The sequence below is a fragment of the Roseateles violae genome (assembly GCF_030410485.1).
GTDB classification, from domain to species: Bacteria; Pseudomonadota; Gammaproteobacteria; order Burkholderiales; family Burkholderiaceae_C; genus Roseateles_D; species Roseateles_D violae.
The window spans coordinates 510,486-526,093 of sequence record NZ_JAUHHC010000001.1; the positions used below are offsets into that span (position 1 = coordinate 510,486).

Sequence of the window (15,608 nt, forward strand, 5' to 3'; positions counted from 1 at the left end):
CTATTCAGGCAAGCCCGCGCAGATAGTCCAGGCCCGCCGCCGCGCGCGGGCCGTACCAGCTGAGCAGCTCGCCGTCGACCAGCTGCACCCTTGCGTTCGGACACAGCGCAGCGGCCAGCGGCAGGTGCTTGGCGCCGAAGCGGTAGGGCTCGGAGCTCAGCAGCACGCGCTCGATGCCGGCCAGCCAGGATTCCTCGCCGCCGAGCACCGGATAGCGCGCCGCGCCGCGCTCGCCACCGTCGACTTCGGGCCAGCTGCGCCAGCCGACCTCGGCCAGCATGCGCGAGATGTAGGTGTCGCGCGCCACCGTCATCCAGGGCTCGCGCCAGATCAGATAGAGCACCCGCTCGCCCGGCCAGGGCCTGCTGCGGCAGCGCGCCAACGCCGCCTGCAGCTCGGCGGCCAGCTCCGTGCCGCGCGCCGCCACGCCGGGCAGGTGGCCAAAAGACTCGCGCAGCTGTTCCAGCAGGACGAGGTTGTCGGCCGGCCCCTGCGGATGGGTGACGACGATATTAGGCACGAACTCGCGCAGCGCCTGCACCGTCTCGAGCCGGTTCTCGTCGATGTTGACGATCACATGGCTGGGCGCGAGCCGGCGCAGCTTGTCCAGATTGACGTCCTTGGTACCGCCGACCTTGGGCACCTCGCGCAGCGCCTCGGCCGGGTGGATGCAGAAACCCGTGCGCGCGACCAGGAAGGGCGCCAGGCCCAGCGCGACCAGCAGCTCGGTGATGCTGGGCACCAGGCTGGCGATGCGGGGCGGCGCTGCCCTCATCAGGCCTCGTCGCGCAGGGCCAGGTAGACGGCGCAGCAGCCGCGCAGATAGATCAGCGTCGGCAGCACCAGGGCCAGCGCGAACACGACCCCGCCGCCGACCAGGGCGGCGACGCCCAGCGGGCTGCCGGCCACCGGCGCGCCGGACGCGCCAAGGCTGCGCAGGCCATGGCCGAACAGGCCGGCCATCAATTGCTGGGCCGGCACGTCGATGCCCAGCAGCCAGACCGAGAGCAGCGCCATCGCCCGGCCGCCGGCCAGCACGATGAAGCTGATCGCCGCCGTCACCGCCGCCGTCAGCAGCAGCACCAGCGCCATCAGCATGGCCGCCTCGGGCAGGCGCTGGCGCAGCTGGCGCAGCAGCAGCCGCGCGGTGGCGACGGCGCCGTGGCCGTCCCAGACCGCCGGCCCGGCCAGCGGCCCGACCAGCATGGTGGCGGCAAAGCTCAGCAGGCCCAGCACGATCACGCCCAGCGGCACCAGCAGCGCATACAGCGGCGCGCCGATGCCCGGCAGGCGCACCGCCCACAGCAGCGCCAGCAGCAAGCCCAGCACCGCGGCGGCCGGCAGCAGCAGCAGCAGCAGGCACAGCAGCACCCGGTGGCCGCTCAGCAGCGCGTCGTGGAAGGCGTCGGCCACCTCGCGAACCGGCCGGCCCCGCGCCTGGTCCATCAGCATCAGGCCGGTGGCGTTGACCCCAAAAAAGGCGACAGCGAGTCCCAGGCCGGCCCAGATCGCGCCCCAGCCGCCCTGGCCCCGGGCCAGCGCCGATTCGGCCATCGCCAGCAGCAGGCCGGCGGCGCAGAAGGCGCTCAGCAGCGCATACAGCGCCGCCCCGTTGCGCGCCGCATCCAGGCTGGAAAGCACCCGGTTCAGCGCCTCGTGAGTCAGTTTTTGCGGCATAGGGCGGCCATCATAGTCAGGGCCTGTGGGCGGCCGCGGGCGGGCCTGGAGCAATCGCCGTGCCGCCGGCGCGGCTCCGGTCTATCCCCTGGCGCCGAAAAACAACACTCGGCCGCTGGTCAGTGCGCAATGCCAAATCCTTCACCCCATAATCGTTTATCTGTGTCTGGACGCCGCACCTTCGCTTGAATGGTTCACGATGGGTTGAAGCTCCACATGGTTCTTTGGTATTGAAAGGGCTTCCCCATGGGAAACAAGCTTTATGTGGGCAATCTGGCCTACAGCGTGCGTGACGAGTCTCTGCAAGAGGCGTTCTCGCAATTCGGCACCGTGACCTCCGCAAAGGTCATGATGGACCGTGATACCGGCCGCTCGAAGGGTTTCGGCTTCGTCGAGATGGGTTCGGACGCCGAGGCGCAAGCCGCCATCAACGGCATGAACGGTCAGGCGCTGGAAGGCCGCGCCATCGTCGTCAACGAAGCACGTCCGCGTGAAGAGCGTCCGGGCGGCTTCGGCGGCGGCGGTCGTTCGGGTGGCGGCGGCTACGGTGGCGGCGGTCGCTCGGGCGGCGGCGGCTACGGTGGTGGCGGCGGCTACGGCGGCGGCGGCGGTGGTTACGGCGGCGGTGGCGGCGGCTACGGCGGCGGTGGCCGTTCGGGCGGCGGCGGCTACGGCGGCGGTGGCCGTTCGGGCGGCGGCGGCTTCGGTGGCGGCGGTCGTTCCGGCGGCGGCTACTAAGCCCTCACACAGCAGCAAGACAGAAAGGCGCCCTCGGGCGCCTTTTGCTTTGGCTCCGGCGTTTTATTCGCTGGCGCGGTGCTTGCGCGGCCGACCGGCCAGCGCACGGTCGAACAGCCAGTTCGGCAGCAGCCGCATCGCCTTGGCGACCACACCCATCTGCCAGGGAATCACGCGGTAGCTGACGCCGGCCGCGATTGCCTTGAAGGCCCGCTCGGCGAACTGCTCCGGCTGCAGCAGAAAGGGCATGCCGTAGCGGTTGCGGCTGGTCAGCGGCGTCGCCACATAGCCGGGCACTATGGTCAGCACCCTGACGCCTTGCGGCCGGCATTCGCCGCGCAGGCTTTCGCAATAGCTGATGACCGCCGCCTTGCTGGAGCAGTAGGCTGCGTGGCCGGGCAGGCCGCGGATGCCCGCGACGCTGGCGATGCCGACCAGGCTGCCGCTGCGGCGCGCGTTCATCGGCGCGATGAAGGGCTGGAAGGTCGCCGCCAGGCCGATATTGTTAGTCGCGTAGACGCGCTGCATGACGGCCAGGTCTTCATAGAGGGCGCTGTCGATGCCGATGCTGATGCCGGCATTGGCGATCACCACGTCGGGCAGGCCCTGTGCTTCGATGCAGGCGCGGCCGGCGGCGGTGATCGACGCGATGTCGCAGACATCGGCGCCATAGACGGCGCAGCGCTCGGCCGGGATGCCCTGGGCCTCCGCCCAGGCGCGCAGCTCGGCCGCGCGGCGCGCGACCAGGGCCAGCCGCCAGCCGGCGCGCTGGTAGTGCAGGGCCAGCGCCTGGCCGATGCCGCTGGAGGCGCCGGTGATGTAGACCAATCCTTGCCCGCCGCTCATCGGCCCCTTCCCTTGCTATTCCTGGCCGGTGGCATCTCGAAGCGCCCGGTCGTGTGGCCGGCAAAGCGCAGCTTGCCGTGCAGATGGTCGTACTCGAAGCTCTGCGCATGCACCTCGCCGCCGGAGTAGCTCAGCACGGCCGGCAGATGCGAGCGCAGCAGTTCCTCGTTGACCAGGGCCTGCAGAAATTCGCCGCTGACCACCAGCTGCGGCTGGGCGAGCGGCTCGCCGCCGGGGCCGAGCAGATGGCGCGTTACCCGCACATCGCCGAGCAGCTGCAGATCGCTGGCGTCGGCATTGCTGGTCGCGCGCCGCGCGGTGGCCAGGGTCAGGCTGCCGTCGGGCGCGAAGGCGCGCAGGCGCACGCCATCGATCTCCAGCGTGTCGGTGTCGGGATAGTGGCGCATCTCGGCGCCCTCGATGCGCACGCGCAGGCGGCCGTCGGCGCCGATGCGGCGCAGCTCGAAATCGCGCATCCGGTAGTCGGGCTCATGGCGCGCCGGCGCTGCCTCGCGCTCCTCGTCCTGACCGGGGGTGTTCTTGACCAGCCACCAGGTGCCGGTGGCCAGAAAGGCCATCAGCAAGAGCGGCAGGTAGGAGGTCAGCAGCGACTGCAGGCGCCAGATCCAGGGCTGCGGTCGTCGCGGCGTGGCGGCCGCGCGCGGCGGCGCCAGGCTGGCGGCCATCAGCCGCGGCCTCCGTCCAGCGTGTCCAAATGGCCGTTCAGCAATGGCTCGTAGCGGCCACAGGCCTGCAGCAGCAGATCGCAGCACTCGCGCGCCGCGCCATGGCCGCCGGCGGCCTGGGTCACGTAATGGGCCAGCGCCTTGGCCTCGGCATGGGCCTGGGCGGGCGCGCAGGCGAAGCCGGCGCGGCTCATCAGCGGCAGATCGGGCCAGTCGTCGCCCATCACCGCGATATCGGCCCATTGCAGGCCCAGGGCGTCGAGCAGCGGCTGGGCCACGGCCAGCTTGTCCTTGGCGCCATAGGCGGCATGCCGGAGCCCGAGGTCGGCGATGCGGCGGCGCACCGCCGGCGAGTCGCGCCCGGTGATGACGATGGGCGTGATGCCGGCCTGGTCGAGCAGCTTGAGCCCCTGGCCGTCCAGGGTCGAGAAGGCCTTGAAGCTCTCGCCGGTCTCGCCGATATAGATGCGGCCGTCGGTCAGCACGCCGTCGACATCGAAGATCGCGGCCTTGACGCCCAGGCCGGTGCCCTGCGCCTGGACCAGCAGCTCGGGCGCGAAGCGCAATGCGGCCCGCCGCATCAGATCACCTTGGCCCGCATCAGATCGTTGATCGAGATCGCGCCGAGCAACTGCTGTCCGGCGTCGACCACCAGCACGAGAGTGATGCGCGCCGCTTCCATCAACGAGGCCGCATCGGCGGCCAGCGCATCGGCGCGCATGGTGCGCGGATTCGCATGCATGACCTCGCCCGCGCTGAGCGCGCGCAAGTCCTGGCCCTTCTCGACCAGACGGCGCAGATCGCCGTCGGTGAAGATGCCCTGCACCCGGTCTTCGGCGTCGACGACGATGGCCACGCCCAGGCCCTTGGCCGACATCTCGCGCATCATCTCGGTGAAGGGCGTCGCCGGGCTCACGCGCGGCAGCGCCTCGCCGCTGCGCATCAGGTCGTGCACATGGGTCAGCAGCTTGCGGCCCAGCGCGCCGCCCGGGTGCGAGCGGGCGAAGTCCTCGGCGCGGAAGCCGCGCGCGTCCAGCAGCGCGACGGCCAGCGCATCGCCGAGCGCCATCTGCGCCGTCGTGCTGGCGGTCGGCGCCAGATTCAGCGGGCAGGCCTCCTCGGCCACCGCGCTGTCCAGCACGATGCTGGCATGGCGGGCCAGGCTCGATTCGGCGCGGCCGGTCATCGCGATGATGACGACGCCCAGGCGCTTGAGCACCGGCAGCACCGCGTTCAGCTCGTCGCTCTCACCCGAATTGGACAGCGCCAGCACCACGTCCTGCTGGGTCACCATGCCCAGGTCGCCATGGCTGGCCTCGGCCGGATGGACGAACAGGGCCGGCGTGCCGGTCGAGGACAGGGTGGCGGCGATCTTGCGGCCCACATGGCCGCTCTTGCCCATGCCCATCACGGCGACGCGGCCGCTGCAGGCCAGCACCGCCTGCACCGCGGCCGCAAACGCCTCGCCCAGACGCGGCCCCAGGCCGGTCAAGGCGGCGGCCTCGATCTGCAGCGCCTGCTGGGCGATCTGCACCGCGCGCGCCGCGTCGAATTGGGGGAGATTGCTCATCCGGTCAGTGTAGCAAGCGGGGCTTTTCGGCCCCAGGGTTTCAGGGCGGCGGGCCCAGCCAGAGCTCGACCGCAAAGCCGCGTTCCGCCCCCGGCAACGCCAGCCGCCCGCCGTGCGCGCGGGCGACCATATCGGCCATCATCAGGCCCAGGCCCATCTGGCCCTCGTAGTGCTGCGCGGCCAGCGCCTGCTGCAGCGCCTGCAGGCGCTCGGGCGTCTCGCCGCGACCGTCGTCCCGCAGGGCGATGCAGACGACGCCATCGCTGCCATGGCGGACCTCGATCTCGACCTGCCGGCTGCCATGGCGCAGCGAGTTGTCGAGCAGATTGATCAGGGCGGCGGCCAGCAGATCGGGGTCGGCGGCCAGCCGCGGCTCGCCGCGCACCGACAGCTCCAGGCCCTCCAGCGGCAGGCGCGCCAGCAGGGCCGCCACGTCGAGCGACTGCCAGCGCAGATCGACGCCGCTGCGGAACAGGGTCAGCAGCGCGGTGACGACGCGGCGCAGCCGGCCGGTCGCCTCGCGCGTGCGCAGCAGGCGCGGCCGCAGCGCCGGCGGGCTCTCGCGCAAGGCCACGGCCAGCTGCGCATCCATGCCGGCCAGCGGCGTGCGCAAGGCATGGGCGGCATGGGCGCTGAAGGCGCGCTCGTTGGCGACCCGGCGCGCCAGGCGCCGGCCCAGCTCCTCGATCGCGTCGTGGATGGGCAGCAGCTCCTCGCGCTCGGGCCGCGGCAGCGTCGCGCCCTCGGCCAGCGGATCATGGGCGGCGATCGCCAGCGACAGATCGGCCAGCGGCAGCAGCTCCTGGCGCACGCGCCGGCGCAGCCACAGCGCGCACAGCACGCTCAGCAGCAGGGCGGTGCCGGCGCTGGCCATGCCGACCTCCAGCTGCGCCTCGTCGCGCTCCTCGCCGGTCTGGGCGACGTAGAGCATGGTCGCGCCGCGCCAGCGGCCGTAGACCCGCCAATGCGGGTCCGGATCGCTGAAACCCTCGGTCGGGCGGGGCAGCCAGGGCTGCGGCGGCGCCAGGCTGGAGCGCAGCAGCAGCCGGCCGTCGGCGCCGACCAGCTGCCAGGCGAAATGCTTGTCGGCCGCCGGCCCGCGCACGGTGACGGCGGACCCGGGCCGCAGCGGCTGCTGCTCCGCCGGGCCCAGCAGCTCGGCCAGCACATCGGCCGAGGCCTGCAAGGTGTCGTCCAAGAGCTCGTTGACCTCGCGCCGCACGATGGCCCAGCCGGCCAGCGTCGACAGCAGCGCGCCGAGCAGGGTCAGCGCCAGCACCGTGCGCGACAGGCGACGGCGGATCGACGGCGCCGCCATCGCTAGCCCTCGACGAGGCGGTAGCCGAGGCCGCGCACCGTCTCGATCAGTTCGCGGCCCAGCTTGCGGCGCAGGCTGGAGACATGGACCTCCAGCGCATTGCTGGACACCTCGGCCTCGCTGCCCAGCATCAGCGACTCGAGCTCGCGCTTGTCGACGATGCGGCCGGCCCGCTGCGTCAGCGCCTCCAGCAGCGTCCATTCGCGCGCGGTCAGCTCGACGCGCTGGCCATCCAGCGTCGCACTCTTGGCCGCCAGATCGAGCTCGACCGCGCCGAGCCGGCGCTTGGAACTGGCGGCGCCGGCACGCCGGCGGGCGACCGCGCGCAGCCGCGCGACCAGCTCCTCCGGCTCGAAGGGCTTGACCAGGTAGTCGTCGGCGCCGCTGTCCAGGCCGTCGATGCGGTCGCTGAGCAGGTCGCGCGCGGTCAGCATCAGCACCGGTGTCGCGACGCTGCGCTGGCGCAGCGCGCGCACCCAGTGCAGGCCCGAGCCATCGGGCAATTGCCAGTCGACCAGCAGGGCGTCGTAGGGCTCGCTCTTCTGCATCAGGCTGGCATCGGCGAGGCGGGTGAACCAGTCGACATGATGGCCGTCGCCGCGCAGAAAATCGCGCAGGCCCTCGCCCAGCACATCGTCGTCTTCCAGCAGCAGCAGTCGCATCGCCATTCGCCCTGATCGGGCCGCTATCGATCGGCGCTACGCTAACACGAACAAGCGTGCGATCCTGCCGCTGGCGGCCGCTCACTTCAGCTTGTCTTCAGCCCCGGCCGGCTCAATCGCAAGCGTGCAAGAAGCTCTCAGCAATGCCGGCATGCGGCTGCCGGCCACTGTTACCCATCCCGCGCTCCCCGCCACCCAGGCGCCGTCCCGCCATTTCCTCTGGTCCGATCTGCTGGTCGCGCTGCTGGGCCTGGCCATGCTGCTGGCCTGGGACGGCAGCGGCCTGGACCTCGCGCTGGTCCGCCACTGGGGCGACGCCCAAGGCTTCGCCTGGCGCGAGCATTGGCTGACGGCCAAGGTCCTGCACGAGGGCGGCCGCGCCGCCGCCTGGCTGCTGGCCCTGGTCCTGATCGTCAACTGCTTCAAGCCGCTGTGGCCGCGGCAGACGCGCACCGAGCGGCTCGGATGGCTGGCGATGACGGTCTTCTGCGTCGTGCTGATCCCGCTGCTGAAACATCAAAGCCAGACCAGCTGCCCCTGGGACCTGGCCGAGTTCGGCGGCGTCGCCCACTACGTCTCGCACTGGCATATCGGCGTCGCCGACGGCGGCCCGGGCCGCTGCTTCCCTTCCGGCCACGCCAGCTCGGCCTTCGCCTTCCTGAGCGGCTTCTTCGCGCTGCGCCGCGCCTATCCGCGCAGCGCCCGTGCCTGGCTGCTCGGCGTCCTGCTGGTCGGCACGCTGTTCGGCTGGACCCAGATGGCGCGCGGCGCCCATTACGCCAGCCACACGATGTGGACGGCCTGGATCTGCTGGTGCTGCTGCGCCGTCGGCGCGCTGGCGCTGCGCCGCCGCCCATGAAAAAGGCCCGCTGGCAGCGGGCCTTTCACTTGCTTCGTCAGTGTCTCTTCAAGGATAGAGGCCGCGCTCCTCGCGGGCCTGCAGCACGCGCGTGCAGGCGACGGTGAAGGCCGCCGTGCGCAGCGAGATCCTGTGCTGCTCGGCCGTCTCCCAGATGCCCTTGAAGGCGCCGGTGATGATCTTGTCCAGGCGGACATTGATCTCGTCCTCGGTCCAGAAGAAGCTCGAGAAGTCCTGCACCCACTCGAAGTAGGACACGGTCACGCCGCCGGCATTGGCGATCACGTCCGGCACGACGGTGATGCCGCGATCGGCCAGCACCGCGTCGCCGTCCGGCGTCGTCGGGCCGTTGGCGCCCTCCAGCACGATGCGGGTGTGCAGGCGCTGGGCGCGCTCGGCCGTGATCTGGCCCTCCAGCGCGGCCGGGATCAGCACATCGGTCTTGATGTCCCAGAAGTTCTCGTTGGCGATCGCGTCACCGCCCTTGAAGCCGGCCACGCCGCCGGCCAGCGCGACGTGGTCGAGCAGGTTCTGCATGTCGAAGCCCTGCTCGTTCTGGATCGTGCCGCTGTGGTCCTGCACGGCGACGATCTTGGCGCCGTTGGCGGCAAACAGCTTGGCGGCGATCGAGCCGACATTGCCGAAGCCCTGGACGGCGACGCGCGCGCCCTCCATCGCCACGTTCAGGCGGCGCATCGCCTCGCGGCCGATCACGAACACGCCGCGGCCGGTGGCGGCCACGCGACCCAGCGAGCCGCCCAGCGGGATCGGCTTGCCGGTGACGACGCCCGTCGCCGTGGCGCCGACGTTCATCGAGTAGGTGTCCATCATCCAGGCCATGATCTGGCCGTTGGTGTTGACGTCGGGGGCCGGGATGTCCTGCTGCGGGCCGATGATGATGCCGATCTCGCTGGTGTAGCGGCGGGTGACCTTCTCCAGCTCCTTCATCGACAAGGTCTTCGGATCGAGGCGGATGCCGCCCTTGGCGCCGCCATAGGGCAGGTTGACGGCCGCGTTCTTGATCGTCATCCAGGCCGACAGCGCCATCACTTCTTCCAGCGTGACGTCGGGGTGGTAGCGCACGCCGCCCTTGCCGGGCCCGCGGGTCAGGCTGTGCTGGACGCGGTAGCCCTCGTAATGGGCGATCGTGCCGTTGTCGAGTTCGATCGGGATGTCGACGATCAGCGCGCGCTTGGGTCGGCGCAGCGTCTCGACCCAGCGTGCCAGCGATCCGAGGTACGGTTCGACGGCGTCGATCTGGGACAGATAGGTGCCCCAGGGACTGTTGCGCGAGGGCGTGACAAAGGAAAGATTGGGCATGTAATGCTCCGTGACTTTTTGGTGGCGCGAACGGTATCGCGAACCACCGCTGTCTCGCCAGCATTTGCCAAGCCAAGTGCACATGCGGCCATGCGGCTTGCGCATAGCCTGCGGAATCGCGCCGCCAAAGCCGCGCCTTGCGGGAACTAACTCACGGCATGCGGCTGATCTGGAAGGCGGTGGCGCGGTCCGGATTGCCGATCACCTGGCTGATCAGCAGCAGCTCCCCGCCGTTCGAGTGAAAGAGGAAACGGCCGCGCTGCGCATAGGTGATGCCGGCAAACTGCAGCGGCTGCAACGAGTAGATCGCCTTGCGCTTGCCGGTCTTGCCGTCGTAAAGATTCAGATGGGAGTAGCAGGGGGCGGTCGCGGGGTCGTTCACCAGGCAGCTAAACGATGCATATTCGATCAGCGCCAATTCATTCTTGGCGGCCGATTCGCTCAGCGATTCGATGCGATAGCCGCCGTTGGGCGAATTGGTCGACAGCGCCAGCGTACCGGCGTAGCTGAAGTCCTCGCGCCGCGATGCCGGCGCCCGGAAGCTGCGACCGCAGGCGGTATAGACGATGCCGGGATCGGCGCCGAACCAGAAATTGCCGCACATCTCATAGTCGCCGTGATAGGGCGAATCCCAGGACAGCCTGGCCGAGCCGCTGCTGATATCGAAGTTGCGGATGTCGGAGGGGCTGATCTCGAGGTCCATCTGGTAGATGCTCGAGCCACCGGGATGCAACAAGGCCCGACTCCTGGAGTAGGAGCCCGGGTTCACCGTCACGCTACTGCTGGCGATATCAATCGAATGCACGGTGGCAGAGCCGCTGCTCGCCGCAAAGACATGGACATGCCCCTGGCCGTCCAACACCAGATCGCTGGTGTCAGCGCTCAAGTCCAGCAACTTGGCAACCGTGCCGGCGCCCAGGTCGACCACGCTGACCCGCGCATCGTGGCCGACGGCGGCCCGCTGGCCGTCCGGGCCGACCGAGACGCCTCGCGGCGCCTTGCTCAGCGCAATCTTGCGCTCGGCACGGGTCGCCGCGTCGTAGACATAGAGCGCGTTGTCGGGCCAGGTCGACACCATCACGATGGCATTCAAGGCCTTGCTGAATTCGGCGTCGACCACATCATGCGGCAAGGCTTCGCGCAATGTCGGCGTCAGCGCCGCGACCTCGGGTTCGGGCTGGTGGATGCTCTTCATCGTGTAGCGGACGCGCGCGGTCAGCGGGCTGCCGCGCGCTGGCTGCCTGCAGTCGGCATCGGCGCAGATCTCGATCGTGATCGTGTCGTCGTAGCTGCCTTCCTTCAGCGTCGCGGCGCTCTTGAAGCCGATATAGAGCATGGCGATCGTCGGCGACGAGTCGCCGACGTAGCTCGTGGTCTCGATCGCATTGCCGCTGTGGCCGATGCGGTAGTAGTAGCCGGCGCCGGGAACATTCGACAGCTTGACGTCGAAGTAGTTGCCACTCCCAGGGCGGGCCGGCGTGCCCGATATTTCCAGGCTGGCCGGCTCAAGCGCGACTTGCAGCGACGTGGTCGAACTGGCGCCACCTCCCCCGCCACCGCCACCACCGCCGCAGCCCGCCAAGGCGACGATAAGAGAGGAAAAGCCGACGACCGCCATACGGCGCCAGGCATGCTTTGTTGCCATCCGATTCACTCCCCCGATCGCGCCGAGGTCGAGCGCCTCGAACGCATGCTCTTCTTATGCTGCTCGCTGCACTTGCAGCCGCGCGCCGGGAGTCTAGGGCTTGGCGCTCTGCGATCGCGCCGGTACTTACGCTAGCCGGTTTCGCCGGCCGCACAGACGCAGCAAGGCCAGCAGGCCCAAGACCAGCAGCGTCGCCGGCGAGGCCTCTGGCACGGCGCTGGTCTGCACCCAGGCGGCCAGCTGGGTGTCGGCCAGGTCGGCACTCATCGTCGTGTCGATCCAGCTGCGGAAATTCCCCAGCTGCACGAAGGCCGAGCGGAAATTGCTCCGCTGGCCCTGCTCATCCTCGTCGTACAGCTGCGCCGAGGTGATGCCCCACAGCGGTGTCAGGGCGTCGCTCACATGGCCGATGAAGAGCGCGCCGCCGCTGTCGCCGCTCTGCACATAGGGTGCGCCGAAGCCGTCGGGATAGCTGACCAGCCACATCACGTCGACCGGCGTCTTCGGCCCCTCGTCGTCCGGGTCGGCCTTCGGCGCGAATTCGCGCACCGTGGTCGGCGCGTAACCGCGCGGCGCCTGGTTCTGAGCCGTGACCATGGTCGCGGGAATGGCGTAGGCATCGCTCTCGGCCAGGATGCTGCTGTTCAGGCTCAGCGCCGGCGCAGCGATGGGCGTCGCCAGCCGCAATAGGGCCAGGTCCAGCGTGGGGAAGGGGACGCCGGCGTCGATCGCGTCGTAGCGCGCCGCCACCGTGCTGGCGCCGTAGCCGTTGGCATAGCCGCCGCCCACCGCGTAGCCGACATGGCGGGCCGTCAGCACCCAGTTCGGCGCGATCTGCACGCCGTTGGAGACCTGGCCGAAGGCGGTGGTCGGCGTGCCGCCGACGATGGCATGGGCCGGCGCGGCCAGGGCCAGCAGCAGGCAGGCGAACAGGGACGGGCAGCGCGGGAACGACATGGCGGGCACCTCCTGAGCCCGCAAGACTAGGCGCCGGCGCCGTGTCGGCGCAAGCCCTCGAACGTGGATGGTCCGGGCTTCATTAACATGCCCCCATGATCACCTCGCTGGATCTGGCCCTGCTCTATCTGATCGCCGCCGTGCTGGGCGTGGTCAGCTGCCGGCTGCTGAAGCTGCCGCCGATGCTGGGCTATCTGGTCGTCGGCGTGCTGATCGGGCCGCAGGTCAAGGCCCTGGCCGGCAACTCGGCCGGCCTGCTCTATCTGGCCGAGTTCGGCGTCGTCTTCCTGATGTTCGTCATCGGCCTGGAGTTCAATCTGCCCAAGCTGCGCAGCATGCGCACCATGGTCTTCGGCCTGGGCCTGCTGCAGGTGCTGCTGACGATCGCCGGCACCATGCTGGGCCATCTCGGCCTGGCCTGGCTGTTCCATGTGCTGGGCTCCGAATGGCAGCTTGGCTGGCGTGGCGCGCTGGTGCTGGGCGCGGCGATGGCAATGAGCTCGACCGCCATCGTCGTAAAGCTGATGGCCGAGCGGCTGGAGCTGGAAAGCGAGCATGGCCGGCGTGTGATCGGCGTGCTGCTGTTCCAGGATCTGGCCGTCGTGCCCCTGCTGGTGATGATCCCGGCCCTGAACAGCAGCGCCGGCGAGATGGCCGAGGAGCTGGCCTGGGCCGGGCTGAAGGCGGTGGGCCTGCTGGGCCTGCTGCTGGTGGGCGGGCAGAAGCTGATGCGCTGGTGGCTGACCCTGGTGGCCCGGCGCAGGAGCGACGAGCTGTTCATGCTGAACCTCTTGCTGGTCACCCTGGGCCTGGCCTGGCTGACCGAGCATGCCGGCCTGTCCTTGGCCCTGGGCGCCTTCATCGCCGGCATGCTGATCGCCGAGACCGAGTACAAGCACCAGGTGGAGGCCGACATCCGGCCCTTTCACGACGTGCTGCTGGGCCTGTTCTTCATCACCATCGGCATGCGGCTGGACTGGCGGCCGCTGCTGGCGCATTGGCCGCTGGTGATCGTGCTGAGCCTGGCCCCCATCCTGATCAAGTTCGCGCTGATCTCCGGTCTGGCCAAGCTGTTCCGCGCGCCGACCGGCGTCGCGCTGCGCACCGGCCTCTACCTGGCCCAGGCGGGCGAATTCGGCTTCGTGATCCTGGCGCTGGGCGCCCAGCAGCAGCTGCTGGCGCCGCAATGGATCAGCCCGGTGCTGGCCAGCATGGTGCTGTCGATGCTGGCGACGCCGCTGCTGGTGCTCTACAGCAACCGCATCGTGATGAAGCTGTCGGCCAGCGACTGGATGCTGCAGTCGCTGCAGCTGACGACGATCGCCAAGAAGTCGATCAAGGCCGATGCGCATGTGATCATCTGCGGCTACGGCCGCAGCGGCCAGAACCTGGCCCGCCTGCTGGAAGGCGAGCAAATCCCGTACATGGCGCTGGACCTGGACCCGGACCGGGTGCGCCAGGCCGCCGCGGCCGGCCAGAGCGTGGTCTTCGGCGACGCGGCGCGGCCGCAGAGCCTGATGGCGGCCGGTCTGGCGCGCGCCAGCGCCGTGGTCGTCACCTACCACGACACGCCCTCGGCGCTGAAGATCCTGCACCTGGTCCAGGCCCATGCGCCGCAGGTGCCGGTGATCGTGCGCACGATCGACGACAGCGATCTGGAGAAGCTGCGCGCGGCCGGCGCGACCGAGGTGGTGCCGGAGGCGATCGAGGGCTCGCTGATGCTGGCCAGCCATGCGCTGGCCCTGGTCGGCGTGCCGATGCGCCGCGTCCTGCGTCTGACGCAGGCCGCACGCGATGCGCGCTACGGCCTCCTGCGCGGCTATTTCCACGGCGCCGACGACGACAGCAGCGAGGAGCGCTCGCATGCGCGGCTGAACGCCGTCACCCTGCCGATGGCCTCGCCGCTGGCCGGCAAGCCGCTCGGCGCGCTGGCCCTGCATGCGATAGGCGTCGCCGTCGCCTCGGTGCGGCGCGCCAACGGCGCCGTCGTGCAGGCCGACGAGGAGATGCTGCTGGGCGGCGGCGACACCCTGGTGCTGTCCGGCGTGCCGGCGGCGCTGGCGCTGGCCGAGCAGAAGCTGCTCGTCGCGCGCAAATAGCCGCCTGCCTGCTCGACCGGGGGCTTTGGAGCATGGACGCCGCCAGCGGCGCCCGCGGAGAATCGCGCACCGTCCTTCAGGAGCTCGCCATGACCCCAACTCGACGTTCGCTGCTCAGCCAGCTGCTCGCTGCCGCGCTGCTGCTCGCCCCGCCGCTGGCCTGGGCGGCCGGCAGCGAGGGCAAGGTCAGCGGCAAGCCGACGGCGACCAGCAAGCTCTACGACTACTACCTGAGCGGCAATGCGGCGGACATGCAGCCGGCCGCACCGACGAGCAGCCAGCTGGTGCTGATGGGCGGCGGCCTCGATGTCGACGAGGCCTTCCGCGCGATGATCGCCAAGGCCGCCGGCAACGCTGGCGGCAAGATCGACATCGTCGTCATCCGCGCCAGCGGCGCCGACGGCTACAACGACTATCTGCTGAACCAGCTCTACCCGGCCGGCACACCCAATCCGGTCGACTCGGTCGAGACCCTGGTGATCAAGTCGCGCGCCGGTGCGGACGACCCGACCGTCAACGCGATCGTCGCGCGCGCCGATCTGCTCTTCATCGCCGGCGGCGACCAGTGGGACTACATCCGCGACTGGAAGGGCAGCAGGCTCGACGCGACCTTGCAGGCCCTGCTGGCGCGCAAGGTGCCCTTCGGCGGCACCAGCGCCGGCCTCGACGTGCTGGGCGACATCGACTTCTCGGCCGAGAACGGCTCGATCACCTCGGACCAGGCACTGGCCAATCCCTATGACCGGCGCGAAACCCTGGACCGCGGCTTCCTGAGCGGGCTGCGCGGCCTGGCCAACACGATCACCGACGCGCATCTGGTCACGCGCGACCGCATGGGCCGGCTGATCAGCTTCGTGGCCCGCAATATCCAGGACGGCGCACTGGCGCCGACGCAGGCGCGCGGCGTCGGTCTGGACGAGAACACGGCCCTGGTCGTCGACGACGGCCAGGCCCGCGTCTACGGCGGCGGCACCGCCTACTTCGTGCAGCCGCAGCTGGCGCCGGACCTGATCCAGGCCAAGAAGCCGCTGTCCATGCGCAATGTCCGCATCGACCGCATGCGCGCCGGCAGCGCCGTCTTCGATCTCCTGAACTGGAGCCGCTCGGACGGCGTCGCGCCCTATTACGTGGACGCGCTCGGCGGCGTGCTGAGCAGCAATCCCTACTGATCGCCCCGCCCTGGCCGCGGCCGGCTGGCGCCTGGGCGACAGCCGCTGCCGCGTCGATGCGC

15 protein-coding genes are annotated in these 15,608 nt (G+C 70.2%); 4 read left to right on the forward strand and 11 right to left on the reverse strand.

Annotation, left to right across the window (positions count from 1 at the left end):
• Positions 1-4: 4 nt before the first annotated feature.
• Both QWJ38_RS02195 and QWJ38_RS02200 read right to left on the reverse strand, forming a co-directional pair.
• The gene (locus QWJ38_RS02195) at positions 5-775 is read right to left on the reverse strand and encodes a helical backbone metal receptor (RefSeq protein ID WP_290357397.1); all 771 of its coding nucleotides are present in this window, start codon (positions 773-775) and stop codon (positions 5-7) included.
• A complete protein-coding gene (locus tag QWJ38_RS02200) occupies positions 775-1,677 on the reverse strand; it encodes a hypothetical protein (RefSeq protein WP_290357398.1) in 903 nt (300 codons plus the stop codon). The genes QWJ38_RS02195 and QWJ38_RS02200 overlap by 1 nt, the downstream gene beginning before the upstream one ends.
• Before the next feature lie 246 nt (positions 1,678-1,923).
• Here QWJ38_RS02200 and rbp point away from each other — a divergent pair, with 246 nt between their 5' ends.
• The gene (gene rbp, locus QWJ38_RS02205; RefSeq protein ID WP_290357399.1) at positions 1,924-2,415 is read left to right on the forward strand and encodes an RNA-binding regulator; all 492 of its coding nucleotides are present in this window, start codon (positions 1,924-1,926) and stop codon (positions 2,413-2,415) included.
• Between the two features lie 63 nt (positions 2,416-2,478).
• Here the strand turns inward: rbp and QWJ38_RS02210 are convergent, their stop codons facing one another.
• The 6 genes from QWJ38_RS02210 to QWJ38_RS02235 are packed head-to-tail and all read right to left on the reverse strand — an operon-like array spanning position 2,479 to position 7,497.
• Entirely contained in the window at positions 2,479-3,261 is a 783-nt protein-coding gene (locus tag QWJ38_RS02210) for an SDR family oxidoreductase (RefSeq protein ID WP_290357400.1), read from the reverse strand.
• The gene (gene lptC / locus QWJ38_RS02215; RefSeq protein ID WP_290357401.1) at positions 3,258-3,947 is read right to left on the reverse strand and encodes an LPS export ABC transporter periplasmic protein LptC; all 690 of its coding nucleotides are present in this window, start codon (positions 3,945-3,947) and stop codon (positions 3,258-3,260) included. Before lptC ends, QWJ38_RS02210 begins: the two co-directional genes overlap by 4 nt.
• Positions 3,947-4,528 (reverse strand): KdsC family phosphatase, encoded by a 582-nt coding sequence (locus tag QWJ38_RS02220; RefSeq protein WP_290357402.1) that lies wholly within the window; start codon positions 4,526-4,528, stop codon positions 3,947-3,949. The genes lptC and QWJ38_RS02220 overlap by 1 nt, the downstream gene beginning before the upstream one ends.
• The gene (locus QWJ38_RS02225; RefSeq protein WP_290357403.1) at positions 4,528-5,517 is read right to left on the reverse strand and encodes a KpsF/GutQ family sugar-phosphate isomerase; all 990 of its coding nucleotides are present in this window, start codon (positions 5,515-5,517) and stop codon (positions 4,528-4,530) included. Before QWJ38_RS02225 ends, QWJ38_RS02220 begins: the two co-directional genes overlap by 1 nt.
• A gap of 40 nt (positions 5,518-5,557) precedes the next feature.
• Complete coding sequence (locus QWJ38_RS02230) at positions 5,558-6,835, reverse strand: sensor histidine kinase (protein WP_290357404.1); 1,278 nt, start codon at positions 6,833-6,835, stop codon at positions 5,558-5,560.
• Between the two features lie 2 nt (positions 6,836-6,837).
• Positions 6,838-7,497 carry a response regulator transcription factor gene (locus QWJ38_RS02235; RefSeq protein WP_290358045.1) on the reverse strand — a complete coding sequence of 220 codons (660 nt, stop codon included), beginning with the start codon at positions 7,495-7,497 and terminating at the stop codon, positions 6,838-6,840.
• Between the two features lie 124 nt (positions 7,498-7,621).
• Between QWJ38_RS02235 and QWJ38_RS02240 the strand changes: the two genes are divergently transcribed.
• Positions 7,622-8,356, forward strand: a complete 735-nt coding sequence (locus tag QWJ38_RS02240) for a phosphatase PAP2 family protein (protein WP_290357405.1) — start codon at positions 7,622-7,624, stop codon at positions 8,354-8,356.
• A gap of 48 nt (positions 8,357-8,404) precedes the next feature.
• Here the strand turns inward: QWJ38_RS02240 and QWJ38_RS02245 are convergent, their stop codons facing one another.
• The 3 genes from QWJ38_RS02245 to QWJ38_RS02255 form a co-directional block, all read right to left on the reverse strand.
• Positions 8,405-9,676, reverse strand: coding sequence for a Glu/Leu/Phe/Val family dehydrogenase (locus tag QWJ38_RS02245; protein WP_290357406.1), 1,272 nt, complete (start codon positions 9,674-9,676; stop codon positions 8,405-8,407).
• 151 nt (positions 9,677-9,827) lie between these two features.
• Positions 9,828-11,321, reverse strand: a complete 1,494-nt coding sequence (locus QWJ38_RS02250) for a YncE family protein (protein ID WP_290357407.1) — start codon at positions 11,319-11,321, stop codon at positions 9,828-9,830.
• Between the two features lie 126 nt (positions 11,322-11,447).
• The gene (locus QWJ38_RS02255; RefSeq protein WP_290357408.1) at positions 11,448-12,278 is read right to left on the reverse strand and encodes a trypsin-like serine protease; all 831 of its coding nucleotides are present in this window, start codon (positions 12,276-12,278) and stop codon (positions 11,448-11,450) included.
• Between the two features lie 95 nt (positions 12,279-12,373).
• On the opposite strand from QWJ38_RS02255, the gene QWJ38_RS02260 reads away from it, so the two are divergent.
• Positions 12,374-14,377, forward strand: a complete 2,004-nt coding sequence (locus tag QWJ38_RS02260; protein WP_434063931.1) for a monovalent cation:proton antiporter family protein — start codon at positions 12,374-12,376, stop codon at positions 14,375-14,377.
• A gap of 89 nt (positions 14,378-14,466) precedes the next feature.
• The gene (locus QWJ38_RS02265; protein ID WP_290357409.1) at positions 14,467-15,546 is read left to right on the forward strand and encodes a cyanophycinase; all 1,080 of its coding nucleotides are present in this window, start codon (positions 14,467-14,469) and stop codon (positions 15,544-15,546) included.
• Positions 15,547-15,608: the final 62 nt, after the last annotated feature.